The following is a 23,741-nucleotide window of genomic DNA, read 5'->3' as shown; positions in this document are numbered from 1 at the left end:
AGCAGCCGGAGAGCGACGAGCTATGACGGACCAGCAGCAGGCCACCGACGGGATCCCCCTGCAGAGCACTCAAGCGCCAGGCCCCTGGGACGACTACCTGGCCGCGGCCCAACGCCTGGATGCGGTCCGCCGGGCCGCGAGCGCGGCCGCGGGCGAGCAGCAGGCAGCGGCCACGGCCGCAAGACAGGAGCTTTCCACCGTACGGGCACGGCTAGCCCCCCAGCACGCGCGGATGATCCGCGATTTCGGCGTGCCGGAGAGTGAGCTGATTCCACGGCCGGCCGAGCTGGAGGCGGCGACCCAGTCCCTGGCCGGGGGCCCGACCGCGGTGCTCGCGGCGCTGCAGCAGGCCCGGCTGACGGCCGACGCCGCGGACGCCACCATCATCGGTCCGGGTCCGGCGGGCCCGCTCCGCCCGTGGGTTCGCAATCTGCTGATCTACGGCCCGTTCGCGGCCGCCGTGCTGATCGTGCAGATCGTTCTTTACCTGGTGGCGCCGCAGGGTTCGGTGCCGACCTACGCCCTGCTGTGCGGGCTGAGCATGCCGGTGCTGGCGTTCGGCCTGGGCTGGGTGACGATCGGCTTCGTCTACGGCGGCGGCCAGCAGCCGGTCGACCGCACCCCGATCCTGGGCGCGGTCACCTGCCTCACGCCGGTCCTGCTGACCTGCATGGGCGTGGGCCTGCTGGCCTTCTTCCGATAAGGGAGCACCCGATGGCGAATGTCGAAGAGGTCAAGGCGCACGTGGCCGCGTCGGTCGATGGCGCGGGCCGGGCCGCGAACAGCATTCAGCAGGTGAACGACCAGCTGGAGGACGCACTGTCGCTGCTGCGGATGACCGCGGTGGGTTCGTTCCACCCGTCGGTGGCGTCGGCGATCGCCCAGCTGGAGCAGGCCCGCCTGCGCCTGGACGAGGCGACCCAGCTGACCCGAGCCGCGATGCACGACGCAGACACCTTCCGCACGATCATTTAGAGCCGAGCCGAGCCGGACCGAGCCGGACCGAGCCGCACCGCGCCGGGCACGCGAGAGCTAGTCCGGCAGTGCAGCGGTCAGGTCGATCTCGACGAGCTGCCCACCGTAACCGAGCGCAGTCACCCCGAGCAGCGTGCTGGCGCTGGTAAAGGCAGGCGCAAGCGCCGATGCGTTGATCCGATCCCAGACCGCGGCGAGCACCCCACTGTCCGAGCTGACCACGTAGATGATCGAGCGAACCACATCGCCAGGTGCTGCGCCGGCGGCGGCGAGGACGGCCAGGCAGTTGGCGACGACCTGGTCGGTCTGCGCGTCGTAATCGCCGGACGCACCGACGACGGCACCGTCGAGGTCGAGCGGGCACTGCCCGGCAAGGTGAGCGAGCCGGCCCGCAGCCGAGATCGTCACGTGGCTGTAGCCGGCCGGGTCATGCACCCCGGGCGGGTTGAATTTGTGCAGCACCGCCGCAGTATCACCCGAACCACCCGGGCACATCGACCGGATATCCGGCGGCCGGGATGACGGTTCGCAGGGACGACTCCAACGACCGCACCCGCTCGGCGCCGAGCTGCACGACCCAGTCGGCCCGCAGAGCCTCGAAAATCTCCGCCGCCAGCCGCAGCGAGTCAAGCCCGCGCGGGGTGAGCCGAACCAGCTTGCTGCGAGCGTCCCGCGGATCGTCGACCCGTTCCACATAGCCGAGCGCGGCCAGCCGGTCGACGGTCTTCCCAGCGGCCTGCTTGGAGACGCCGAGCCGCCGACCGACCTCGCTGATGCTGGCCCCGTGCACCCCGATCGCCTGCATGGCGAACCCGTGCACCGGCCGCACGTCCGGGTGCCCGTGCGCGGCCAGCGACTCGTGCAGTTGGTCGATGAGGGTCCGGAAGCCGGCGAACAGCAGCAGCGGCAGTTCCCACCCCGGCGGGTCGACGTCAGGCATTGGCAAACTCGACAACCTGGTTTACGGTTTGGACAACCACGTTGTCGATCCTAACGGAGTGAACCATGGAGCGCGTCATCGCCCTGCTGTCCGAGTCACCCGAGATGCTCAACGGTTTCCTGCAGGCCAGCAAGCTCTTCGAGAGCAGCACGCTGGACCCGCTCAGCCGAGAGGTGGTGGTCATGACGATCGCCGTCCGCAACGACTGCCGGGTCTGCATCGCCATGCACACCGGCCGCCTCCGCGAGATCCCCGATGGCACCGAGATGATCCTGCCGCTGCGAAACAAGGAAGCCCTACCGGACGAAAGGCGGGAGGCCCTGCGGCAATTCACGCTACGAGTCATCGCCACCGCCGGCGAGGTCCCCGAGGAGGAGATCGAGGAGTTCAAGACGGCCGGCTACACCGACCGTAACGCCCTGGAGGTCGTGCTCGGCATCGGCACTTACACGATGTCGACCCTGGCCAACCGCCTGGTTCGCGCGTAAAGAAGATCAGCGGGCGTTTATCAAAGCCATCGCCTCGGCGCGCACCTTGCCGTCGGTCTGGAAGGCGCCGCGGACCGCGCTGGTCACCGTGCGCGCCCCGACCTTGCGGATGCCGCGCATCTCCATGCAGAGATGCTCGCACTCCAGCACGGCGATCACCCCACGCGCTTCCAATCGATCAAGCAACAAATCGGCTATCTGCGAGGTGAGCCGCTCCTGCACCTGCGGGCGGCGGGCATAGACCTCGACGAGCCGGGCCAGCTTCGACAGCCCGGTGATCCGGCCGTGCGTGCCGGGGATGTAGCCGACGTGCGCGACACCCTTGAACGGCAACAGGTGGTGTTCGCACATGCTCATCACCTCGATGTCGCGGACCAGCACGAATTCCTCGTGGTCGGCCTCGAACGTGGTGGTGAGGACCTTCGCCGGGTCGACCCGCAGGCCGGCGAAGAGCTCGGCGTAGGCGCGGGCGACCCGGGCCGGGGTGCGCTGGAGACCGTCACGGTCCGGGTCCTCACCGATCGCGATGAGGATTTCCCGGACCGCTTTCTCGATCCGAGCCAGGTCGACGGCCTGCTCCACCGGGGATCCGGTGAGCTTGCCGTCGACCAGGCGTGCGGCGAGATAGTCGAGCTCGTCGTCGTCGGAAATCAGTTGCTGCCTTCCACCGTGCCGTTCGGGTTCGGGCCGACCGCGATCTGCCCGTCCGCCTCGGCCTGCGCCTTCAGCTTCTCCCGTTCGGCCGGGGTGACGACCGGCGGTGCCTCGGAGGGCAGCCGCTTGCCGAACCCACTGAACGGCGACATCGGCGGGCGCTTGACCACGCGCTCGCAGATCCGGTCCATGTCCTCGCGGGTGATGGTTTCCTTCTCCATCAGCTCGAGGACCATGCTGTCGAGCACGTCGCGGTACTCGACCAGGATCTCCCACGCCTCGTCGTGCGCCAGCTCGATGAGCGCGCGCACCTCGGCGTCGATGTCGGCGGCCACCGAGTCGGAGTAGTCCCGCTCGTGACCCATGTTGCGGCCCATGAACGGCTCGTCACCGCTGGTGCCGTACTTGACGGCACCGAGCTTGGAGCTCATGCCGTACTGCGTGACCATGGCCCGGGCCAGGCCGGACGCCTTCTCGATGTCGTTGCCGGCGCCGGTGGTGGGCTCGTGGAAGACGAGTTCCTCGGCGGCCCGGCCACCCAGGGCGTACGCCAGGGTGTCGATCATCTCGGCCCGGGTCTGGGTGTACTTGTCCTCGGTCGGCAGCACCAGCGTGTGCCCGAGCGAGCGGCCCCGCGGAAGGATGGTCACCTTGTGCACCGGTGCCGAGTGCGGCAGCGCGTACGCCACCAGGGCGTGGCCGCCCTCGTGGTAAGCGGTGATCTTCTTCTCGTTGTCGCTCATCGCCCGGGTGCGCCGCTCGGGGCCGGCGATGACCCGGTCGATCGACTCCTCGAGGAAGTAGTTCGAGATGGCCCGCTTCTCGTTACGCGCGGTCAGCAGCGCCGCCTCGTTGATCACGTTGGCCAGGTCGGCACCGGAGAAGCCCGGCGTCCGGCGAGCGACCGCGTCGAGGTCGACATCCGGCGTGAACGGCTTGCCCTTGGCGTGCACCCGCAGGATGGCCTTGCGACCCTCCATGTCCGGGTTGTCCACCGGGATCTGCCGGTCGAAGCGGCCCGGGCGCAGCAGCGCCGGGTCGAGGATGTCGGGCCGGTTGGTGGCCGCGATCAGGATCACGCCACCCTTGGTGTCGAAGCCGTCCATCTCGACGAGCAGCTGGTTGAGCGTCTGCTCGCGCTCGTCGTGACCGCCACCCATGCCGGCACCGCGGTGCCGGCCGACCGCGTCGATCTCGTCGACGAAGACGATCGCCGGAGCGTTCGACTTGGCCTGCTCGAAGAGGTCGCGAACCCGGCTCGCACCGACACCGACGAACATCTCGACGAAGTCGGAACCGGAGATCGAATAGAACGGCACCCCGGCCTCACCGGCGACGGCCCGAGCCAGCAGCGTCTTACCCGTACCGGGCGAGCCGAACAGCAGCACACCCTTCGGGATCTTGGCGCCGAGAGCCTGGTACTTCGCGGGGTTCTGCAGGAAGTCCTTGATCTCGTAGAGCTCCTGGACCGCCTCGTCGGCGCCGGCCACGTCGGCGAACGTCGTCTTCGGGGTGTCCTTGGTGATCATCTTCGCTTTGGACTTGCCGAAGTTGAGCACCCGCGAGCCGCCACCCTGCATCTGCGACATGAACAGCAGCAGCAGGATCACCAGAATGGCGATCGGAAGCAGGTTGATCAGCAGGCTGAAGAGGATGTTGTCGCCGGACACGGTGGCGTTGTACTTGCCCGTGATGCGACCGGCCGCTCCCGCCTGCTCGACGGCCTCCCAGACCTGGTCAGTGACCTGGTAGGGGTACTGAGTATCGATCTTGTCGGTGGACTTGCCGTCGAACTTCTCGGGACTGGCGAGATCGATCTGGAGCGTCTGCTCCTTGTCCTTCAGGACGACCTTCTCGATACCCGGTTGGTTCAGGCGCGCGAGCGCCACCGAGGTCTCAACACGCGTGTAGCTCGGACCACTGGTGAAGAACGAGCTCAGCGCAATAACGCCGATGATCACCAGAATGATCCAGACCACCGGGCGGCGGAAGAAACGCGTACGCTCCATGCTGTTGTCGGGCGGCGAGCGCCCGGACCCTCCTGATCGGCGTCTGGTCACCTCAACGTCGCCGCCCTGCGGCGGCCCCTCCGACGCCTAGTGACACTGCGCCATCGGTCACTCGACCGTACACCGTGGGTGCCGCCTACGAACCCGTGAGCCCGGTGGCCGGACACCCGGAAGCACCCGTCCGTTCAGCGTGCTTTCCTGCCAAATCCACCCATAAAGACGAATTCTGAGAAGACGCTGAGAAAGTGGTTCAGCTACGGGCGTAGACCTCAGGCTTCAAGACCCCGACGTACGGCAGCTCACGGTAGCGCTCGGCGAAATCCAGACCGTAGCCGACCACGAACTCGTTCGGGATGTCGAAGCCCACGTACTTCACCGGGACCTGCACCTTTACCGCGTCCGGCTTGCGGAACAGCGCCACCACCTCGACGCTCGCCGGCTGGCGCGACTGCAGGTACTTCATCAGCCAGGACAGGGTCAGACCGGAATCGACGATGTCCTCGACGATCACCACGTGCCGGCCGGTGATGTCGCGATCCAGGTCCTTGAGGATGCGCACCACGCCGGACGAGGTCGTCCCCTGCCCGTAGGAGGAGACCGCCATGAACTCCATCTCGATGGACGGTCCGTGGTTGCCGAGCGCCCGGGCGAAATCGGCCATGAACATGACCGCGCCCTTCAGCACGCAGACCAGAAGGATGCCCCCATCGACGTCGGCATGGTCGGCGGAGACCTGCTTCGCCAGCTCGGCGGTCTTTTCCCGGATCTGCTCCTCGGAAATGATCACGTGATCGATGTCGGCGTCGTACCAGGAGCCGTCAGCCATGGGGCTAAGACTGCCGCATCAAGGTTGCCGACCGTCGAACGGGGCGGTGGTCGGATGGGGGAAATCCCGAGGAAAAGTGCCCGTTCCACCCCTCTTGACCGGTGAATCGGACACCGTGAGTGACAGTTCTCACAAGTCAGTCGGGCACTCGAACGAGTTGTCCGCGCACCCGAGCCACCCGAATCCCCCCGGGAAGGTGTACTTCGCCCTGCCCATGCCATCCGGTGACGAGCGCGTCGAGCGCCGCGACGTGCCGATGCGACAGGGCCGCCCCCGACGCACCGAGCGCTTTGGCCCAGGCGTGCAGAACCCGGGTGCGGATCGCCGCCACCATTCCGGACAAATCCGAAACATCCAACCCAGACCCAGGACCCGAGGCGTACGCCTGAAGCAGTGCCGCCGCGGCCAGGGCATCAAGCGCCGAACTGTCCGAAGCGATCTGTTCCGCCGACCGGGCCAGGTTGGCCACCACGGCCGGCCCGAGCGCCTCCACCAGCGCCGGCAGTGCCGCTCCCCGCACCCGGGACCGGGCAAAGGCCGGATCGGTGTTGTGCGGGTCGTCCCAGGGCACCAGCCCGAGCGCCGCGCAGGCCTTGCGAGTGTCGGCCCGCCCCACGTCCAGCAGCGGCCGCAGAAAGATCCCCTTCTGCCGTGGCATCCCGGACAGCCCGCGCGGCCCGGCTCCGCGCGCGAGCGCCAGCAGGACTGTCTCGGCCTGGTCGTCCCGGGTGTGCCCGAGCAACACCGCGGACGCCCCGACCCGCGCCGCAACAGAAGACAGCGCCGCATAGCGAGCCGACCGCGCCGCCGCTTCCGGCCCGCCGCCCAGCCCGGCCACCGACACGGTCGCGACCTCGACCGGCGCAAAACCAAAATCCCGGGCCCACCCGGAGACGTCCAGAGCCCGCCGATCCGACCCCTCCTGCAGCCCGTGATCAACGGTCACCAGCCCGACCGCTGAGCCGACGAATCGCGCCGCCGCGGCCAGGGCCAGCGAATCCGCCCCGCCCGAGCAGGCAACGAGCACCAGGCCCGGCGGAAGAGCCCGCCGGACGGCCTGCCGCACCGCCGCCACCGACGGCGGGATGCGGGCCACCTACCCGCCGATCGCCGGCTGGGGGCCGTGCACCCGGGCCACCCAGGCGTCCGGGTCACCGAGCTCGTCGAGGCGCGGCAGGGTCAGCGGCGAGTCGAAGACCTTGTTGAAGCCCTCCATCCCGACCCGCTCGACGACCCCGTGCACGAACTTGCGGCCCTCGGCGTACTGCCGCATCTTGACCTCGATGCCGAGCAGGCGCCGGATGGCCTTCTCCAGCGGGTTTCCGCTCTCGCGGCGGCGGTTGAACTTGGACCGGATCGACTCGACCGAGGGGATCACCTCGGGCCCGACGCCGTCCATCACGAACTCGGCGTGCCCTTCGAGCAGCGTCATCAGCGCGGTGAGGCGGTCGAGCACCGCTTTCTGCGCGGGGGTCTGCACGATGTCGATGACCGAGGCCCGGCTCTCCGGGTCGCGCAGCGCGTCGGACATGGTGGCCACGCCGCGGCGCAGCCGCTCGAGGATGTGCTCGCCACCGCTCTGCGACGCGTCGACGAAGGCCTGCACCTCGCCGAGGAAGTAGCCCCGCATCCACGGCACCGCGGTGAACTGGACCCGGTGGGTGACCTCGTGCAGGCAGACCCACAGCCGGAAGTCGCGCGGGTCGGCGCCGAGCTTGCGCTCCACCTCGACGATGTTGGGCGCGTTGAGCAGCAGCTGGCCGGGGTTGCCGGAGAACACCTCGTATTGCCCGAGGACCCGGCCGGACAGGTAGGCCAGGATCGTGCCGGCCTGCACCCCGGTCACCCGGGAACCGATCGCGTCGGCCAGCCCACCCGGCTGCTTGTCGCCGGAGAGGCGGCTGACCAGCGGAATGATCACCTGTTTGAGCCCGCCGATGTTGACGGCGGCCCAGTCCTTACGGTCCACCACGCGCACCGGCGGCACCTCGACCTGCGGCGCGAGACCGGTGTAGGCGGTCACGTGACCGGCCGCCTCATCGGTGAGCGCGCGCAGCTCGGACACCACCTGCATCGCGTCGTCGTAGGAGACCGCGGGGCCGGATTTAGACAGCGCGCCTGCGGTAGCAGCGGCCAGATCCCAATCAACGAACTGCGCCATGCACCCACCGTACCCGCGGAAATCCACCTCGAACTCCGACGTCCTCCGCCCCGCCCACCACCCTTGATCGGACTAAAGGCTTGCCACGTTGACTCAGCAACCGCAGGTCACAAGCCTCGCGGGCACCTTGTCCAGGGCCGCCTTGGCGCTGGTAGCGCCGCTCGCCATGATCGCGAAGACCAGCAGTCGCCCGTCCGCGGTGGTCAACAGTCCGGCCATGGTGTTGACCCCGCTGAGCGTGCCGGTCTTGGCCCGGACGACCCCGCGCGCAACCCGGTTGGCCTCGGGCGTGGCGAACCGGTTGTCCAGCGTCCCCGACCAGCCCGCCACCGGCAGCCCGCTGAAGATCCCGCCGAGGGCCGGCTGACTCCCGCTCGCGGCCAGCGTCAGCAGCCCGGTGAGCAGGGCCGGACTGATCCCGTTGTGCCGGGACAACCCACTCCCGTCGTACAGGTCGGCCTCGTCGCCCGGCAGCCCCCACTCCTTGAGCTTCGCGATGATCGCGTCGGTGGCCCCCGCGAAGCTGCCCGGCCGGCCGGCGGCCAGGGCGACCTGCCGCGCCACGACCTCGGCCAGGGTGTTGTCGCTCTCCGACAGCATCCAGTCGGTGATCTGCTGCAGCGGCGGCGACTGCACCTCGCCCAGCGCGGCGGCGCCGGCCGGCGCCTTCCCCCGCTTGACGGTGGCGGTCGGGACGCCGAGCAGCTTCGCGAACGACTGACCGGTAGCGATCGCCGGATCCGGATAGCGCGGGTCGCCCCCGTGCTCGTTGTCCACCGGCTTGATCCGCCCGCCGTTGGTCATCAGCGGCTGAATCCGGGACACCTGCCCGAGCGAGATGTCGTCGGACGCCCATCCGGTCGCCGTCTCCGGCCCGCTGAACAGCGATGTATCCACCGTGACCTTGGTCGGCTTCACCCCACCGAGCGCCTTCTTCACCTGCGTCGCCAGCTCGTCGAGCCGAGCCGCCCCCGGGAACAACGCCTTGGCGTTCACCGACAGCGTCGGATCCCCGCCGCCCACCAGCACCACCTCACCCGAGGCACTCCCGGCCACCGCGGTGGTGCTGATCCGATAGGCCGGCCCGCGGGCCGCCAGCGCGGTAGCCGCGGTCAGCAGCTTGGTGGTGGAGGCCGGCGTGGCCGGAACGTCAGCCAGCTGCGCATAGAGCGCGGTCGAAGTGGCCGCATCAACCACCGACACATGCACCTCAGTACCCAGCGCCGCCGACCTGACCAGCGGATCCAGCGCCGCCTTGACCTTGGCCGCATCCGGCGCCGTGCCAATCGCGGTAGCCGCCGCCAGCACCGCCGTCGGCGTCGGATCGGCCGTGACGGTCGAGGTAACCGTGGCCGTCCCACCCAGCACCTTCGCGACCGGCCCCGGCTTGACCACCACCAAAAACACCAGACCGAAGAGCAAAACCAGGCCGGCCGAGACCAGCGAGATCAGCTTCCGCCCTTTTTTGGTACGGGCATCGACAGCGCCCGCCTGCTCAGGGCGGCCTTCGTCGCCGGTTACGGCCGTTGCGCCCGCACGGCCCGGCCCGGCATCCCGAACCGCCGGCTCCGCCGGAGCGGAGCCAACCACATCATCCGGCGCCACCGGCGGCTTCGGCTCGACCGGCGGTGGCGTCCAGTCAGGTACCGGCCCGCCGTCGGGGCGCTGCAATCCCCACGGCGTCTGCACACCATCGGCCGCAGGCACGTTCGGCACGTTCGCTACGCCGGGCGCGCTACCCGCATCCAGCGCGGTCTCGCCGCCGGGCTTCCGCAGCCCCCAGGGCGTCTGCACCCCCTGAGGCACCGGCCCACCCCCGCGCACCTGACCGCTACCGGCGATCCGAGCCAGCCCGGCCGCCTGGCCACCCTCGGCCCGATTCCCACCGGCTGGACCACCCGGCCCCGACGGCTGTCCGGTTTCCGACCCGCCTCGCTCCGGCGCTCGATCATCGCCCGACGGCCCTCGGCCGCCCTGCCCCGGACGCTGTGCCTGCGGGTCCGGCCGGTCGCCGTCGCCGTCATTCTGGGGATGCACCTGTCGATCTTCCGCCCGTTTCGCACCATCGCGTGGTTCTTGCGAGGAATCCATCCAGCTCACCGCCGCCGATGCCCTCGCGTCCACCGGATAGGCCGGGCGTCCAAAGATCCGGAAGCATCGCTCCGGCGGCAAGCGACTGGGTTACCGTTGCCGGAGGCATGATGCGGCTCGGGAGCGCCGAAGCGAGCGGGCCCGTTGTGTGAATCTTGCCTCCCCACGCGCCCCTCCTCTACCGCTGCGCAAGACTTAGGGGAGACTAGCGACATCCGGCACATCGTTGCGCGCGGATCCGGTGGGATTGATATTTCCGCCATGGTTCCCGCGATCGTGACCGGCATTTTTCGGTGGGCGAGTCAAGGGAGCTAACTATGGATTTCGACGTTCTGGTTGAGATCCCCAAGGGCCAGCGAAACAAGTACGAGGTCGACCACAAGACCGGCCGGATCCGGCTCGACCGGACCCTCTTCACGGCGACTCAATACCCGGCGGACTACGGCTTCATCGAGGGCACCCTCGGTCAGGACGGTGACCCGCTGGACGCCCTGGTCCTGGTGCAGGAGCCGACGTTCCCGGGCTGCCTGATCCGGGCCCGGGCGATCGGCATGTTCCGGATGAGTGACGAGAAGGGCCGGGACGACAAGGTCCTCTGCGTGCCTTACGAGGACCCCCGTCAGGAGCACCTGCGGGACATCCACCACCTGGGTGAGTTCGACCGGATGGAGATCCAGCACTTCTTCACGGTCTACAAGGACCTGGAGCCGGGCAAGTCGGTCGAGGGCGCGACCTGGACCGGCCGGGTCGAGGCCGAGGAAGAGATCCGGGCGTCGTTCAAGCGTGCCGAGGACGCCGAAGAGCACGGCGAGCACTGATTCGATCGGTCCGCTCCCGGACCCGCCGATCCAACCTAATACGAAACGCGGGCGGCCACGGCCGCCCGCGTTTCTTTGCGCTCTTGATCGGAAACGCACACAACCGCGCGAGATCGAAAAGCACCGAAAGGATCTCGTCGGCAAATCGGCGCGAAATTCCGACTGAAATGAGGATCATTCAGGACGGTGGCGGCCAAGCCGCTGACCTGCAGCCCGCTGCACTCGAGGTAGGTCCTGAATAACCCTCATTGGCCGATGTAGACGATCGCGGTCAGAGGCTGATGTTGCTGACCGCGTCGTAGAGGCCGACAACCGCGCACGCCACCGGGATCACCGACACCACGACAATGGTGTCCAACAGGTCGGCGGCCCGCCCGAGGTAGGGCGACGGCGGCTTGCGGGAGTAGGTAGCGCCGGCCGCGACGGTGACCATCGCCAGCACCAGGGCGCCGCCGACGACCGCGAGCAGGACCGTGCCGTCCGCGCGCAGCAGCAGGTCGACGCCGAGGCAGAACATCCCGATCAGGCCGCCGACCACCAGCGGCACCCGCTGTCGCAGCGTGACGAAGAGCCGGGACCGCAGCAGCAGCGACGCGGCCGAGACCGCGGCCAGGATGCGCGCCGACAGCGAGCCGGACGTGGCCAGCACCAGGAACGCGGCGGCGGCCAGCACGGTGTGCCCGAGCAGCATGCCGGCCAGCAGTTCCTCGGTGCGGGTGACGGCCGCGAAGACGGTGGCCCGGTCCGGGCGTTCGCGGGCGGCGTCCAGCGAGTTGCCGGCCCCGGTGAAACCGGCCGACGCGTCGGTGCCGGTGGGCAGGGTGACCGGCGGGGTGGGCATCTTGCCGAACCGGATGGCCAGCAGCGGCAGCGCGCCGATCCCGCAGACCAGCGCGGCCAGCAGCACCGCCGCCGCCCCGGCCGCCGTGGTCAGCATGCTGACCAGGGCGGTCACCGCGCCGAGTAGGCCGACCACCGCCCCGGCCGTGAACAACCGCAGCGACGCCGCCACGCCGACCCCGCCGAGCGCGGCCACCACCAGCAACGCCACCGAGCCGGCCAGCACCTCGGAGTCGCCGAGCCAGGGCAGCAGCGCGACCACGCCGACCCGGTCGGTGGTGCCGACCAGGACGGATGCGCCGGCGAACGCGTAGGGCATGGCGTACGCCCCGAGGGCCGCACCGGCGCGGGAATCCCCGTACGCCCGGGACGCGGTCACGCCGGCCAGCGCGAGGATCACCGCGACGCCGAGCCCGGTGAAGGCCCCGGCGTTCCACGCCGGACCGGCGAGCAGCACCGCGATCAGGCCGAGCAGGAGCAGCACCCCGGCACCGGCCAGAGTGGCCGTGCGGGTGGACGCGGGAGTCCACACGCTGCCGCGGCGACGGGCGCCCTCGGCGATGGCCTCGACGACATCGTCGTACTCCAGCTCGGGCCACTCGTTGTGAGCCGGGACGAGATGAAGGACCTCCCCATCCCGTACGCCCTGGGGGAAAAGACCTTGGGAAGTGGCCAGCGCGACGCCGTCCATCCGCCGCAGCACCCACCCGCCGTGTTTCTCGCCGTCGTCGGCGAGTCCTTCGCCGGCATGGCGAAGCACTTCGGGCAGCAGCTCGGCCAGCGGGACATGTTCGGGAAGCGCGACGTCGACCCGGCGGTGCGGCGCACTGATCGTGACCCGCGCGAGGCCGACTGTCATGACTCTTCTTCCCATCGATGGTGACGAGGCTGCGGAACAAGCCGCACTTTACCTACGATGGGCCCTACGCGATGGCCCGCGTACGGGGAGGCTAACTCCCCATTGTGGACAAGGGGGACATTTCCGGCATGAGCACGGTGGTGATCAAACGGTCGGCGCGGCGTCCGTCGCCGGAAATTCCGACCGGCGAGATCGCCGTCGAGCCGCCGCCGGAGATTCCGCAGGCCGCGGGCGGTCGCTGGCAGCAGGCGATGATGGCGCTGCCGATGCTGGGCGGCTCGGTCGCGATGGCGATGATGATGGGCCGGGGCAGCAGCGGACCGTTCTCCTATGTGATCGGTGGCCTGTTCGGCGTCTCCTCGATCGCCATGCTCACCACCAGCTTCGGCTCCGGTGCCCCGAAGAAGGCCGAGATGATGGCGGCCCGCCGGGAATACCTCCGGCACCTGTCCGGCCTGCGCCGCCGGGTCCGGGAGACCGCCGACAAGCAGCGGTTCGGCCTGCTCTACCGGCATCCCGAGCCCACCCAGCTGTGGTCGACGGCCGGCAGCCACCGGGTGTGGGAACGGCGTCCGGCCGACCCCGACTTCGGCGTGGTGCGGCTCGCGGTCGGGCCGCAGACCCTGGCCACCCCGCTGATCCCGCCGGTGACCCGGCCGCTCGACGAGCTCGAGCCGATGACCGCGGGCGCCCTGCGCCGCTTCCTGGACGCCTACTCGGTGGTGCCCGACCTGCCGGTCGCGGCCTCGCTGCGCGGCTTCGCGCGGGTCTTCCTGCGCGGCTCCGGCCCCGGCGGTGAGGCCGACGCGCGGGCTCTGACCCGGGCCGTGATCTGCCAGATCGCCACCTTCCACGCGCCCGACGACATGATCGTCGCGATCTGCGCCGGGCCGGACCGCCGGGCCGAGTGGGAGTGGGTGAAATGGCTTCCGCACAACCTGCACCCCTCTCGCACCGACGCCCTCGGGCACGTGCGGCTGGTCGCCAGCACCGGCGCCGACCTGGAAAAACTCCTGGAAGACGTGATCGGCAACCGGCCGCGGTTCAACCCGGCCGGGGTCAGCTCCGGCTCACCGCACGTGGTGATCGTGCTGGACGGCATCAACCTCAAGGGCGCCACCCAGCTCGACGACGGCATCGACGGCGTGACCGTGCTCGACCTCGACGAACAGCCGCCGCGCCTGCTGGACCGGTCGCTGCTGGTGCTCGAGGTGCAGCACGCCGGCGGCCGGCGGGCGCTGAACACCTACGCGATGGACCACGAGGCCGAGGTCGGCATCCCCGACCGGCTCAGCGTCGAGCAGGCCGAGGCGGTCGCCCGCCGGCTGTCCCCGCTGCGGCTGGGCGCGATGTCCAAGTCGTCGGACACCCCGCTGGCCACCGCGACCGGCCTGGCCGACCTGCTCGGGCTGGGTGACCCGGAGACGTTCAGCGTCACCCAGAGCTGGATGCCCCGGCCCAACCGCGACAAGCTGCGGGTGCCGATCGGGGTCGGCGCCGACGGCAGCCCGATCGAGCTCGACCTCAAGGAGTCCGCCCAGGACGGCATGGGCCCGCACGGCCTGCTCATCGGCGCCACCGGTTCCGGCAAGTCGGAACTGCTGCGCACGCTGGTGATGGCGCTGGCCGCGACGCACTCCTCCGAGACACTCAACTTCGTCCTGATCGACTTCAAGGGTGGCGCCACCTTCTCCTCGCTCGACCGGTTGCCGCACACCGCCGCCGTGATCACCAACCTGGCCGACGAGCTGGTGCTCGTCGACCGGATGGTGGACGCGATCGACGGCGAGCTGATCCGCCGGCAGGAGGCGCTGCGCAAGGCCGGCAACTACGCCTCGCTGCGCGACTACGAGAAGGCCCGGGCCGGTGGCGCGGCCCTGCCGCCGCTGCCGTCGCTGCTGGTGATCTGTGACGAGTTCTCCGAGCTGCTGTCGGCCAAGCCCGACTTCATCGACCTGTTCGTCCAGATCGGACGGCTCGGCCGGTCGCTCGGCGTGCACCTGTTGCTGGCCAGCCAGCGGCTCGAGGAGGGCCGGCTGCGCGGCCTCGACACCCACCTGTCCTACCGGGTCGGCCTGCGGACCTTCTCGGCGCTGGAGTCGCGGGCCGTGCTCGGCGTGCCGGACGCCTACGAACTGCCGCGCTCGCCCGGCCACGGTTACCTGAAGTTCGGCACCGAGCCGCTGCTGCGGTTCAAGGCGGCCTACGTGTCCGGCCCGATGCCCAAGGCCGGTGCCCGGGCCGCGGCGGGCGGGGCCGGCGCGGTGCCGCAGGTCCTGGAATATTCGACCCGCTATGTCCCGGCGCCGAAACCGGTCAAGCCGGTGCAGCCCAAGCCCGAGGAGCTGGCGGCCGGCGAGAGCGTGCTCGACGTGATGGTCGACCGGCTCAACGGCCAGGGCCCGCCCGCACACCAGGTGTGGTTGCCGCCGCTGAACCAGTCGCCGGCCCTCGACGAGCTGCTCGGCCCGGTGCTCGTCGACCCGGTCCGCGGCCTGGCCTTCGCCAACCCGGAACTGCACGGTGCCCTGCAGGTGCCGATCGCCATGGTCGACCGGCCGCGCGAGCAGCTGCGCGACGTGATGTGGCTGCAGCTGGGCGGTCCGGCCGGGCACGTGGCCGTGGTCGGGTCCACCCTGTCCGGTAAGTCGACCGCACTGCGCTCGATGGTCGCCGGGCTGGCGCTCACCCACACCCCGGCCGAGGTGCAGGTCTACTGCCTCGACTTCGGTGGCGGCTCGCTCGGCACGCTGCGCGACCTCCCGCACGTCGGCGGCGTCTCCGGCCGGCTCGACACGGTGGGCGTACGCCGTACGGTCGGCGAGATCTCGACCCTGCTCACCGAGCGCGAGTCGCGCTTCGGAGCGATGGGCATCGACTCGATGGCGTCCTACCGGCGGCGCCGGGCCAACGCGGTCGACAAGGGCGGCAACGCGGCCGACGGCGACCCGTTCGGCGACGTGTTCCTGGTGATCGACGGCTGGTCGACGCTGCGCAAGGAATACGAGGAGCTCGAACCGGTCATCACCGACATCGCCACCCGCGGCCTGTCCTACGGCATCCACGTGGTCGCCGCGACCTCGCGCTGGATGGACTTCCGCCCGGCGATCCGCGACCTGTTCGGCTCCAAACTGGAGCTGCGACTGGGCGACCCGAGCGACTCGACGGTCAACCGGCGGGCCGCGATGACGGTGCCGGAAAAGGCCGGCCGCGGCATCATCGAACACCCGACGGACAAGAACAAATTCCTGCACATCCTGACCGTACGACCCGAGCTGAGCACGATGGCCGACACGAACGCGCTGGTCAAGGCGGTGGCCACCAACTGGCATGGCCCGCTCGCGCCGCGGGTGCGGATGCTGCCCTCCTCGGTCCCGTACTCCGACATGGACCTGGACCGCTCCACCGGCCTGCGGCTGCCGATCGGCATCTCCGAGGCCGACCTCCAGCCGGTCGAGATCGACTTCGCGACCGACCCGCACTTCCTGCTCTTCGGCGACTCCGAATGCGGCAAGAGCTCGTTCCTGCGGGCCCTCGCCACCTCGGTGATCCGGCGGTTCTCGCCGGAGGAGGCCCGGCTCATCCTGGTCGACTACCGCCGCAGCCTGATGGACCTGCCCGAATCGGAACACCGCATCGGGTACGGCATCCAGGCCCAGAAGACGCTCGAGCTGATGCAGTCGGTGGCCGGCTACATGGAACGCCGCCTGCCCGGTCCCGACGTCACCGCCCAGCAACTGCGCGACCGCTCGTGGTGGACCGGACCGGAGTTGTTCGTCCTGGTCGACGACTACGACCTGGTGGTGGCCGGCCCGACCAACCCGCTCACCCCGATCCTGGAATACCTCCCGCAGGCCCGGGACGTCGGCCTGCACCTGGTGCTCACCCGGCGGGCCGGCGGGGCCAGCCGGGCCCTCTACGAGCCGGTGATCCAGCGGCTGCGCGAGTTGTCGGCGCCGGGCATGGTGATGTCCGGTCCGTCCGATGAGGGCGCTCTGATCGGTGCGGTGCGACCGACCCTGATGCCACCCGGCCGTGGCCGCTTGCTCACCCGGCGTGAGGGAGTTCGGCTCGTGCAGTTGGCCCATCTACCGCCGTACGCGTAAAAGCGACCGATTTAACAGACAGCCGGTGCGATATGCATCGACCGACCCCACCAATAAACCGCGGTTTCGGAGTAATCTGCATCGACCGTCCGGGATTGGATGACGATGCGACTTGGTTCTGCGAGCGTGAGTCCCCGCATGTTCCGCGGTGGTGCCCGTTGGTGAGTCCACGTCGCCTGGTCGCGGCCGCTCTGGCCGGTTTCATCGGCCTGGCCGCCCCGGCCGCACCGGCCCTCGCTACGCCCGCCCCGGTCGCCGAACCGACCAACCCGCTCGTCGGCGACCAGGTCCGCGACGACCAGTGGTATTTGAAGAAGCTGGATGTGCCCGACGCCTGGACGTACGCGAACGGCACCGGCGTCACCGTCGCGGTCATCGACTCCGGGGTCGACGCCACCCACGCCGACCTGGTCGGCCAGGTGCTGCCCGGCCTCGACCTGGTGGACAACAAGGGCGACGGCGACACCGACCTGGTCGGGCACGGCACCACGGTCTCGGCGATCATCGCGGGCCGCGGCGACGACACCACCGGCGTGATCGGCATCGCGCCCAAGGCCAAGATCCTCCCGGTCCGGGTGCTGGACGAGGAAAACCGCTACAGCGACGCGATCATCGTGGCCAAGGGCGTCCGCTGGGCGGTCGACCACGGCGCCAAGGTGATCAACCTGTCGCTCGGCGGCAACGGCAGCAGCGCCACCCTGGCCGCGGCCATCGACTACGCCTTCGCCAAGGACGTCGTGGTGGTCGCCTGCACCGGCAACACGAGCGCGTCCTCGGACACCGACGTGTGGTACCCGGCTCGCGAGCCCGGCGTGCTCGCGGTGGCCGGCATGGAGAAAGACAGCAACGCCCTCTGGTCCGGTTCGATCACCGGTAAGGAAACCGTGGTGACCGCACCGGCCACCCAGCTGGTCGGCGCCCGCACCGGCGGGGAGTACTGGAAGGTGCAGGGAACCAGCTTCGCCTCGCCGATGGTGGCCGGCACCGCCGCGCTGATCCGTTCCCGCTGGCCGGACATGCCGGCCGGCGAGGTGATCAACCGGATCATCCGCACCGCCACCGACCTCGGCGCCCCCGGCCGGGACGCCACGTTCGGGTTCGGCATGGTCAACCCGACCGGTGCGCTGACCGCCGAGGTGCCGGCCGTCTTCGAGAACCCGCTGGACACCTCGCCGTCGCCGGGCATCGCCCGGTTCGGCAGCGCCCCGGTGGGCGGCCAGGCCCAGTCGGCACCGGACGGCTGGTCCGATCCGGCCCCGCGCGCCGCCGACGCCGGTCAGGCCGCGTCGCCGGCCACCACCGCGCCGCCGTCGCAGCACCGGGCCTGGTGGCTGGCGGGCGTGCTGTTCCTGATGTCGGCGATCGCGGCGACGCTGACCGTCCGCCGCTTCGCCCACACCACCTAAGCGCAGTCGTCGGTCGAGACGGCTCGGGTGCGGTTGAGACCGGCCTGGGCGACCGGGGCCGCCTCGTCGGCGGTCAGGGCGAAGCCGGTGTACTTGTCGTCGGCCGCCGCCGCGAAGATCACGCCGAGCACCTGACCGGTCGGGGTGATCAGCGGGCCACCCGAGTTGCCGCTGCGCACCAGCGCGTAGATCGTGTAGATCTCCCGGGTCACGTCGCCGGAGTCGTAGATGTCCGGGCCGGTGATGTTGCCGACGTCCCGGACCCGGGCGGACTGCGCGTCGTACGGCCCGTCCTGGGGATAGCCCAGGACGATCGCGCCGGCGCCGGTCGCGGCCTCCTTGGCGACGAACGGCATGACCGGGGCGCGCAGGCCGGCCACGTAGATCACCGCGAGGTCGCGCTCCGGGTCGTACACCACGACCTTGCCCTCGAGGGTGTCGCCGTTGGCCTCGACCTTCACCGTGCTGGTGCCGGCCACCACGTGCGCGTTGGTCATCACCCGCTCGTTGGCGTAGACGAAGCCGGACCCCTCGATGCGCCGCGAGCAGCTCGGCGCGGTGCCCAGCACCTTGATCACCGAGCTCTTCGACTTCTGCACGATCTGCGAGCCCTTGAGCTTGGGGTCGGGCGCCGCGACCTCCTTGACGTTGGTCGGCGCGAGACCGCCGAACACGTCCGGGAAGCCGCTGGTGTCGAGGGTGTTGCGCAGCGCCTTGGACAGCGCCTGCGCTTCCTGCGGCATGACGCCGTTGATGCCGGAGAGGATCGAGCTGTTGCGCACCGCCGAGTTGAGCCCCTGGAACGGGGTGGAGCCGAGCGGCACCGCGATCAACCAGGCCACCAGCAGCACGGCCACCAGCGAGATGACGGCCCCGCCGGCATCGTCGAGCCGCTGCACCGGCTTGCTGGAGATCGCCCGGCGCAGGTGGGTGCCGAGCCAGCCGGCCAGCGTCTGGCCGAGCACGGCCAGCGCGAAGATGCACCCGAGCGACACCACGAGGCGGGCGGTCGGGTCGGTGAACTGGTTGGCGATCAGGGGCCCGATCTGCAAGCCGATGAGCACACCGCTGAAGAAGCCACCGAACGACAGCGCGCCGATGACGAAACCTTGGCGGTAACCGCTGATCGCGAAGACCAGCATGAGCAGGATCAGGATGCCATCGACCACGGACACTCACTCAGCGTAGAGGCGGCGGGCCAGTGCACGATCATGGCAGAACCTCGTCGGGTGCGCCGCCCCTGGCGGCCGACACCGGAGCGGACGCGTCCGGCAACTCCACTATGCGACCCGGTTGCCACGTCCGCGACCAGCCACCCATGTCGAGCAATGCCGAGATCACCCCTGCCGTGAAGCCCCAGACCAGCAAACCGCGAACCTGGAACGCCGGTCCGATCCAGCCGCTGGGATGTCGCACCCGGATACGGTTCTCCGGGTCGACCAGTTCACTGATGGGGAGCCGCGCCACATGCGCGACCTCGGCCGGCTGCCGCGGGCTCACCGGGTGCGGGTGACGCCACCAGGCCAGCACCGGGGTCACCACGAACGAGCTGACCGGGATGTAAAGGTCGGGCAGCAGGGCCAGCACCTCGGCGCTGGCCGGGTCGAGACCGACCTCCTCCTGGGCCTCACGCAGCGCGGTGGCGACCGCGTCGGCGTCCTCCGGGTCGGTGCCGCCGCCCGGGAAGGCGGGCTGACCGGCGTGGTTGCGCATGGTGGCGGCCCGCTGGAGCACCAGCAGGTCGGGCCCGTCCGCGCCCTCGCCCAGCAGGACCAGGACCGCGCTGGGCCGGCCCCCGCCGACCGGCGTGCGCAGCGGCGTGAAGTCTTCGGTGCGGCAGGTGCTCACCCGGTCGAGCAGAGGGTCGAGCCAGGACGGCAGGTCGTCGGGGCTGTTCAACACGCGTCCGGTGCTCACAGGGTCACCGCCACGCCGGTGTGTTCCTTGATCATCGCGGTGAGTTTGGCGGCGTCGAGCGGGAGCAGGTTCACATATGTCTTTCCGGTCGCGTCCAGGAAAACGGTGACCGGCAGGTTGATGCCGCCGACCGCGTTGACCAGCTTGCGATCCTCGTCGAACAGCGTGGGGAAGGTGACGCTCTTGTCGGCGGCGAATGACGCGCCCGCCTCGCGGCTGTCGCCGGTGTCGACACCGAGCACGGTGAGCCGGTCGCCGGCCGTGTCGGCCAGCTGCTGCATGATCGGCAGTTCCTTGCGGCACGGCTGGCACCAGGACGCCCAGATGTTGACGACCGCGGGCCCGCGCAGCGAGCGCAGCGAGACCTGCTCCTGGCCGGTGAAGCAGGGCAGTTTCAGATCGGGCAGCGAGTTGGCCGTGGGCGTGGAGGGCAGCGCGGTGCAGGCGGCGAACGGTGAATCGGCGGCTTCGGCATCGGCAGCGCAGGCCCCCAGAAAGAGGGGCAGGCAGGCCAGCAGACCGGTAACCGCTCTCACTGAGCCACCTTTGCTCGCAAAAGCGGCTCACTCGCGCTCACGGGGCCTCCGGCGCGATCACCGCGGCCGCCGGGACGAGATCGGGGTCGATGCCGGCCGCGATCGCCAGCTCGCGGGCGCGCGGGCCCTTGAGCAGCTTGGCCGCGGCGGCCGCCTCGGTCGGGCCGGTGCCGTAGGACGGGCACATGGCGGCGAGCGTGCAGGCACCACAGGCCGGCTTGCGGGCGTGGCAGACCCGCCGGCCGTGGAAGATCACCCGGTGCGACAGCATGGTCCAGTCGCGCTTCTCGATCAGCTCGGCGACCTGGAACTCGATCTTTACCGGGTCTTCCTCCTGCACCCAGCCGAAGCGGTTGGTCAGCCGGCGGAAGTGGGTGTCGACGGTGATGCCGGGAACGTCGAACGCGTTGCCGAGGATGACGTTGGCCGTCTTGCGCCCGATGCCCGGCAGGGCGACCAGTTGGTCGAGCGTGGCCGGCAGCACGCCGTCGTATTTCTCGACCAGAACCTGACCCAGCTTCATCAGCGAGTCGGTCTTGGCCCGGAAGAAGCCGGTCGGCCGGAGCAGCTCTTCCATCTCGGCCCGGTCGGCCCCGGCGTAGTCGGCCGCCGACAGGTAGCGCTTGAACAGCGTCGGGGTCACCAGGTTGACCCGCACGTCGGTGGTCTGCGCCGACAGGATGGTGGCGACCGCCAGCTCCAGCGGGGTGGTGAAGTCAAGCTCGCAGTGCGCGTCGGGATGCGTCTCGGCGAGGACCTTGGCCATCTTGCGGGCCCGTCGCTTGCGGCCGATCGGTGTCTCGCCCGCGAACCGCTTGGCCGACCGCCCCACCAGAGTCACCGGTAAAGAGTACGTCGCGGGTACGACAGGTTTTCGTTACGCCGACGCCCGGATCGACCCGTCCTTGCCGATCACCGCCGCGGTGTCGCCGAAGTCCTCCGTGCTGAGCTGCGACACCAGCTTGCGGCCCTGCTCCTGGGCGGTGTCCCGGGTCGGGAGGCCGACAGAGTTCATGTACGTCGAAAGGAACTGCCCACCGCTGTACGTCCCGTCGGCCGCGAGCGAGACCCGCAGGATGCCGCCGTACTTCAGCACGCCCGAGCTGGAGAGCGTCTTCCCGCCGCCGGCGAAGTTACCGAGGCTGTAGGCGATCAGCTTGCCCCGGTAGAACTCCATGCCGCGCAGCACGTGCGGGCTGTGCCCGACGACCAGGTCGGCCCCGGCGTCGATGACCGCGTGGCTGAACTTGATCGGGTCACCCCGGTTCTCGCCGTGGAACAGCTCGCTGCCCGGTTTCACGTGCTGCATGCCGGCCCCCTCGGCCCCCATGTGCACCTGCACGACGACCAGGTCGGCCTGCTCCTTGGCCTGCTTGATCACGGCACGCGAGTGGTCGAGGTCGTTGAGGTTGTTGGCTCCCGCGTACCCGGAGAAGCCGACCACCGCGACCTTGATCCCCTTGACCTCCACGACGGTGATCTCGTCCTGGTTGCCGGTGTATTTGATGCCGGCCTCGTCGAGCGCGGCGCGGGTGTTGCGCGCGCCGGCCGGGCCGAAGTCCTTGGTGTGGTTGTTGGCCAGGTTCATCAGCTGGAACCCGGCCTCCTTCAGGTGCGCGGAGTAGGACGGCGGCGACCGGAAGGCGAAGCAGTTCGGGGTGGGCGGCGAGCCGCACTTGGAGGAGCCGGTCTCCACGGTGAGCGGCTGTTCGAGATTGCCCATCACGAGGTCGGACTTCAGGCCCTCTTTCACCGAGTCGAAGAAACCGTCACCGTCGTCGGGCGGCATCTTGCTCGGCGCGTTACTCATCATGATGTCGCCGGTGGCGGACAACGTGATCGTTTCGACCGCGGCCGATTCCGTTTTAGCCGGTTTAGCGGAAGTCGCGGCTTTTGTCGGAGCAGCGGCCGCGGACTGCCATTGCGACTTCGGAGTCGCCCCTCTATTCGCAAAAGCGACACTTCCGGCACCAATCCCCGCCAGCGCGGCCAGGACAATGGTGACAGTAAGGACAGGGCGTCCAAAAAGGCCGGGGCGGGGCGGGGAAGGCTGGGAATTCATCGACGGCGACGATACCTTCAGGTGGCAACGCGGACGACCCGACAAAAGGCCTGTCGTCGCTCACCGAGAGCGTCGAAAAATACGGCCCGTCACGGTCGGATTAGTTACCCTGCGGTATCTGGATCAAGGGGTGCCTGCCCGATTCCCGCCCGCGTGCGCCTAGACTGATCGAGCGCAGGCGTTGCGCGTGTTCGGAGGTGCGGCAGATGGATGAGGTGCTGGCGCGGAGCGGGATCTTCCAGGGCGTGGACCCGGAAGCCGCCGAGGCGCTCGCCAAGGAGATGGACACGGTCGAGGTCCGCAAGGGCGACGTCCTGTTCAACGAGGGCGAGGCCGGTGACAGCCTGTACATCGTGCTGTCCGGCAAGATCAAGCTCGGCCGCCGGGCCGCGGACGGCCGGCAGAACCTGGTTTCGATCATGGGCCCGTCCGACATGGTCGGCGAGCTCTCGCTGTTCGACCCGGGCCCGCGCACGGCCACCGCGACCGCGGTGACCGATGCCCGGCTGGCCCGGCTGAAGAAGACGTCGCTGCGCCCGTGGCTGAACAACCGGCCGGAGATCGCCGAGCAGCTTCTTCGCGTGCTCGCGCGCCGGCTGCGTCGCACCAACGACGCGCTGGCCGACCTGATCTTCACCGACGTGCCCGGCCGGGTCGCGAAAAACCTGCTGCAGATGGCCGGTCGCTTCGGCACCCGCGACGGCGGCGTGCTGCGCGTCACCCACGACCTCACCCAGGAAGAGCTGGCCCAGTTGGTCGGCGCCTCGCGTGAGACGGTCAACAAGGCGCTCGCCGACTTCGCCTCCCGCGCATGGCTGCGGCTGGACGGCAAGAGCGTGATCATCCTCGACCCCGAGCGACTCGCTCGCCGCGCTCGAGTCTGATCTTCTAAGGGCGCTTGCTGGGACAACCCGGCAAGCGCCCTTATTTCGCCCGAAAAGGGTATAAAGCCGCCGCATTCAGATCCGTGTCGCACCCGCTTGGCCGCTCGTTACGGAGGTGGTCGAGAGGCACCGGCGAACACGAGAGGGCGCGGCTTTGAACACAGGGGGC

General features: G+C 69.7%; 21 protein-coding genes. 7 read left to right on the top strand and 14 right to left on the bottom strand.

All coding sequences use genetic code 11. From position 1 onward, the window contains the following. Positions 1-22: 22 nt before the first annotated feature. Positions 23-703, top strand: coding sequence for a hypothetical protein (locus Ate02nite_RS39765; protein ID WP_203813054.1), 681 nt, complete (start codon positions 23-25; stop codon positions 701-703). 11 nt (positions 704-714) lie between these two features. Then, the gene (locus tag Ate02nite_RS39760; protein ID WP_203813053.1) at positions 715-975 is read left to right on the top strand and encodes a hypothetical protein; all 261 of its coding nucleotides are present in this window, start codon (positions 715-717) and stop codon (positions 973-975) included. Positions 976-1,032: 57 nt separating this feature from the next. Here the strand turns inward: Ate02nite_RS39760 and Ate02nite_RS39755 are convergent, their stop codons facing one another. Both Ate02nite_RS39755 and Ate02nite_RS39750 read right to left on the bottom strand, forming a co-directional pair. After that, a complete protein-coding gene (locus Ate02nite_RS39755; RefSeq protein WP_203813052.1) occupies positions 1,033-1,437 on the bottom strand; it encodes a RidA family protein in 405 nt (134 codons plus the stop codon). Between the two features lie 10 nt (positions 1,438-1,447). Beyond that, positions 1,448-1,915, bottom strand: coding sequence for a MarR family winged helix-turn-helix transcriptional regulator (locus Ate02nite_RS39750; RefSeq protein WP_203813051.1), 468 nt, complete (start codon positions 1,913-1,915; stop codon positions 1,448-1,450). Between the two features lie 65 nt (positions 1,916-1,980). Between Ate02nite_RS39750 and Ate02nite_RS39745 the strand changes: the two genes are divergently transcribed. Further along, positions 1,981-2,403 (top strand): carboxymuconolactone decarboxylase family protein, encoded by a 423-nt coding sequence (locus Ate02nite_RS39745; protein WP_203813050.1) that lies wholly within the window; start codon positions 1,981-1,983, stop codon positions 2,401-2,403. A gap of 6 nt (positions 2,404-2,409) precedes the next feature. On the opposite strand, the gene folE is transcribed toward Ate02nite_RS39745, so the two are convergent. The 6 genes from folE to dacB form a co-directional block, all read right to left on the bottom strand. Further along, the gene (gene folE, locus Ate02nite_RS39740; RefSeq protein ID WP_203813119.1) at positions 2,410-3,057 is read right to left on the bottom strand and encodes a GTP cyclohydrolase I FolE; all 648 of its coding nucleotides are present in this window, start codon (positions 3,055-3,057) and stop codon (positions 2,410-2,412) included. Beyond that, positions 3,054-5,066: an ATP-dependent zinc metalloprotease FtsH gene (gene ftsH / locus Ate02nite_RS39735; RefSeq protein WP_203813049.1), complete on the bottom strand. Its 2,013-nt coding sequence runs from the start codon at positions 5,064-5,066 to the stop codon at positions 3,054-3,056. The genes folE and ftsH overlap by 4 nt, the downstream gene beginning before the upstream one ends. A 250-nt stretch (positions 5,067-5,316) precedes the next feature. Further along, a complete protein-coding gene (hpt, locus tag Ate02nite_RS39730; protein WP_203813048.1) occupies positions 5,317-5,892 on the bottom strand; it encodes a hypoxanthine phosphoribosyltransferase in 576 nt (191 codons plus the stop codon). 136 nt (positions 5,893-6,028) lie between these two features. Continuing rightward, positions 6,029-6,988, bottom strand: coding sequence for a tRNA lysidine(34) synthetase TilS (gene tilS, locus Ate02nite_RS39725; protein WP_203813047.1), 960 nt, complete (start codon positions 6,986-6,988; stop codon positions 6,029-6,031). Next, the gene (locus tag Ate02nite_RS39720; RefSeq protein WP_203813046.1) at positions 6,989-8,053 is read right to left on the bottom strand and encodes a zinc-dependent metalloprotease; all 1,065 of its coding nucleotides are present in this window, start codon (positions 8,051-8,053) and stop codon (positions 6,989-6,991) included. Between the two features lie 93 nt (positions 8,054-8,146). Next, positions 8,147-9,859: a D-alanyl-D-alanine carboxypeptidase/D-alanyl-D-alanine endopeptidase gene (gene dacB / locus Ate02nite_RS39715; protein ID WP_239148046.1), complete on the bottom strand. Its 1,713-nt coding sequence runs from the start codon at positions 9,857-9,859 to the stop codon at positions 8,147-8,149. A gap of 602 nt (positions 9,860-10,461) precedes the next feature. Here dacB and Ate02nite_RS39710 point away from each other — a divergent pair. Next, entirely contained in the window at positions 10,462-10,962 is a 501-nt protein-coding gene (locus Ate02nite_RS39710) for an inorganic diphosphatase (RefSeq protein ID WP_203813045.1), read from the top strand. Between the two features lie 271 nt (positions 10,963-11,233). Here the strand turns inward: Ate02nite_RS39710 and eccD are convergent, their stop codons facing one another. Next, positions 11,234-12,661, bottom strand: coding sequence for a type VII secretion integral membrane protein EccD (eccD, locus tag Ate02nite_RS39705; RefSeq protein ID WP_203813044.1), 1,428 nt, complete (start codon positions 12,659-12,661; stop codon positions 11,234-11,236). A gap of 128 nt (positions 12,662-12,789) precedes the next feature. On the opposite strand from eccD, the gene eccCa reads away from it, so the two are divergent. Both eccCa and mycP read left to right on the top strand, forming a co-directional pair. Further along, entirely contained in the window at positions 12,790-16,767 is a 3,978-nt protein-coding gene (gene eccCa, locus Ate02nite_RS39700) for a type VII secretion protein EccCa (protein WP_203813043.1), read from the top strand. Positions 16,768-16,925: 158 nt separating this feature from the next. Beyond that, the gene (mycP, locus tag Ate02nite_RS39695) at positions 16,926-18,173 is read left to right on the top strand and encodes a type VII secretion-associated serine protease mycosin (RefSeq protein ID WP_239148045.1); all 1,248 of its coding nucleotides are present in this window, start codon (positions 16,926-16,928) and stop codon (positions 18,171-18,173) included. Here the strand turns inward: mycP and Ate02nite_RS39690 are convergent. From Ate02nite_RS39690 to Ate02nite_RS39670, 5 genes are read right to left on the bottom strand one after another with little or no spacing between them, the layout of a single operon-like run. Continuing rightward, entirely contained in the window at positions 18,170-19,348 is a 1,179-nt protein-coding gene (locus tag Ate02nite_RS39690; protein WP_203813041.1) for a MarP family serine protease, read from the bottom strand. The two genes, mycP and Ate02nite_RS39690, sit on opposite strands and share 4 nt — an antisense overlap. Positions 19,349-19,382: 34 nt before the next feature. Further along, on the bottom strand, positions 19,383-20,090 hold the full coding sequence (locus tag Ate02nite_RS39685) for an NUDIX hydrolase (protein ID WP_203813040.1): 708 nt from the start codon (positions 20,088-20,090) through the stop codon (positions 19,383-19,385). Further along, on the bottom strand, positions 20,087-20,626 hold the full coding sequence (locus tag Ate02nite_RS39680; protein WP_203813039.1) for a TlpA family protein disulfide reductase: 540 nt from the start codon (positions 20,624-20,626) through the stop codon (positions 20,087-20,089). The genes Ate02nite_RS39685 and Ate02nite_RS39680 overlap by 4 nt, the downstream gene beginning before the upstream one ends. A gap of 37 nt (positions 20,627-20,663) precedes the next feature. Then, entirely contained in the window at positions 20,664-21,461 is a 798-nt protein-coding gene (gene nth / locus Ate02nite_RS39675; protein WP_275422993.1) for an endonuclease III, read from the bottom strand. Between the two features lie 42 nt (positions 21,462-21,503). After that, the gene (locus Ate02nite_RS39670; RefSeq protein ID WP_203813038.1) at positions 21,504-22,688 is read right to left on the bottom strand and encodes a CapA family protein; all 1,185 of its coding nucleotides are present in this window, start codon (positions 22,686-22,688) and stop codon (positions 21,504-21,506) included. A 206-nt stretch (positions 22,689-22,894) separates the two neighbouring features. On the opposite strand from Ate02nite_RS39670, the gene Ate02nite_RS39665 reads away from it, so the two are divergent. Beyond that, positions 22,895-23,572 (top strand): Crp/Fnr family transcriptional regulator, encoded by a 678-nt coding sequence (locus Ate02nite_RS39665; protein WP_020515203.1) that lies wholly within the window; start codon positions 22,895-22,897, stop codon positions 23,570-23,572. Positions 23,573-23,741 lie beyond the last annotated feature (169 nt).

It is taken from the genome of Paractinoplanes tereljensis, from assembly GCF_016862435.1.
GTDB lineage: Bacteria > Actinomycetota > Actinomycetes > Mycobacteriales > Micromonosporaceae > Actinoplanes > Actinoplanes tereljensis.
The sequence above is the reverse complement of the archived record's forward strand: the minus strand, read 5'-3'. Positions and strand labels throughout refer to the sequence as shown.

Excerpts from the sequence above, each read along its gene's own strand:
- Ate02nite_RS39765 (WP_203813054.1), top strand. The coding sequence starts at position 23 with ATGACGGACCAGCAGCAGGCCACCGACGGGATCCCCCTGCAGAGCACT.
- Ate02nite_RS39760 (WP_203813053.1), top strand. The coding sequence starts at position 715 with ATGGCGAATGTCGAAGAGGTCAAGGCGCACGTGGCCGCGTCGGTCGAT.
- Ate02nite_RS39750 (WP_203813051.1), bottom strand. The coding sequence starts at position 1,915 with ATGCCTGACGTCGACCCGCCGGGGTGGGAACTGCCGCTGCTGCTGTTC.
- Ate02nite_RS39745 (WP_203813050.1), top strand. The coding sequence starts at position 1,981 with ATGGAGCGCGTCATCGCCCTGCTGTCCGAGTCACCCGAGATGCTCAAC.
- ftsH (WP_203813049.1), bottom strand. The coding sequence starts at position 5,066 with ATGGAGCGTACGCGTTTCTTCCGCCGCCCGGTGGTCTGGATCATTCTG.
- hpt (WP_203813048.1), bottom strand. The coding sequence starts at position 5,892 with ATGGCTGACGGCTCCTGGTACGACGCCGACATCGATCACGTGATCATT.
- Ate02nite_RS39720 (WP_203813046.1), bottom strand. The coding sequence starts at position 8,053 with ATGGCGCAGTTCGTTGATTGGGATCTGGCCGCTGCTACCGCAGGCGCG.
- Ate02nite_RS39710 (WP_203813045.1), top strand. The coding sequence starts at position 10,462 with ATGGATTTCGACGTTCTGGTTGAGATCCCCAAGGGCCAGCGAAACAAG.
- eccD (WP_203813044.1), bottom strand. The coding sequence starts at position 12,661 with ATGACAGTCGGCCTCGCGCGGGTCACGATCAGTGCGCCGCACCGCCGG.
- eccCa (WP_203813043.1), top strand. The coding sequence starts at position 12,790 with ATGAGCACGGTGGTGATCAAACGGTCGGCGCGGCGTCCGTCGCCGGAA.
- Ate02nite_RS39670 (WP_203813038.1), bottom strand. The coding sequence starts at position 22,688 with ATGAATTCCCAGCCTTCCCCGCCCCGCCCCGGCCTTTTTGGACGCCCT.
- Ate02nite_RS39665 (WP_020515203.1), top strand. The coding sequence starts at position 22,895 with ATGGATGAGGTGCTGGCGCGGAGCGGGATCTTCCAGGGCGTGGACCCG.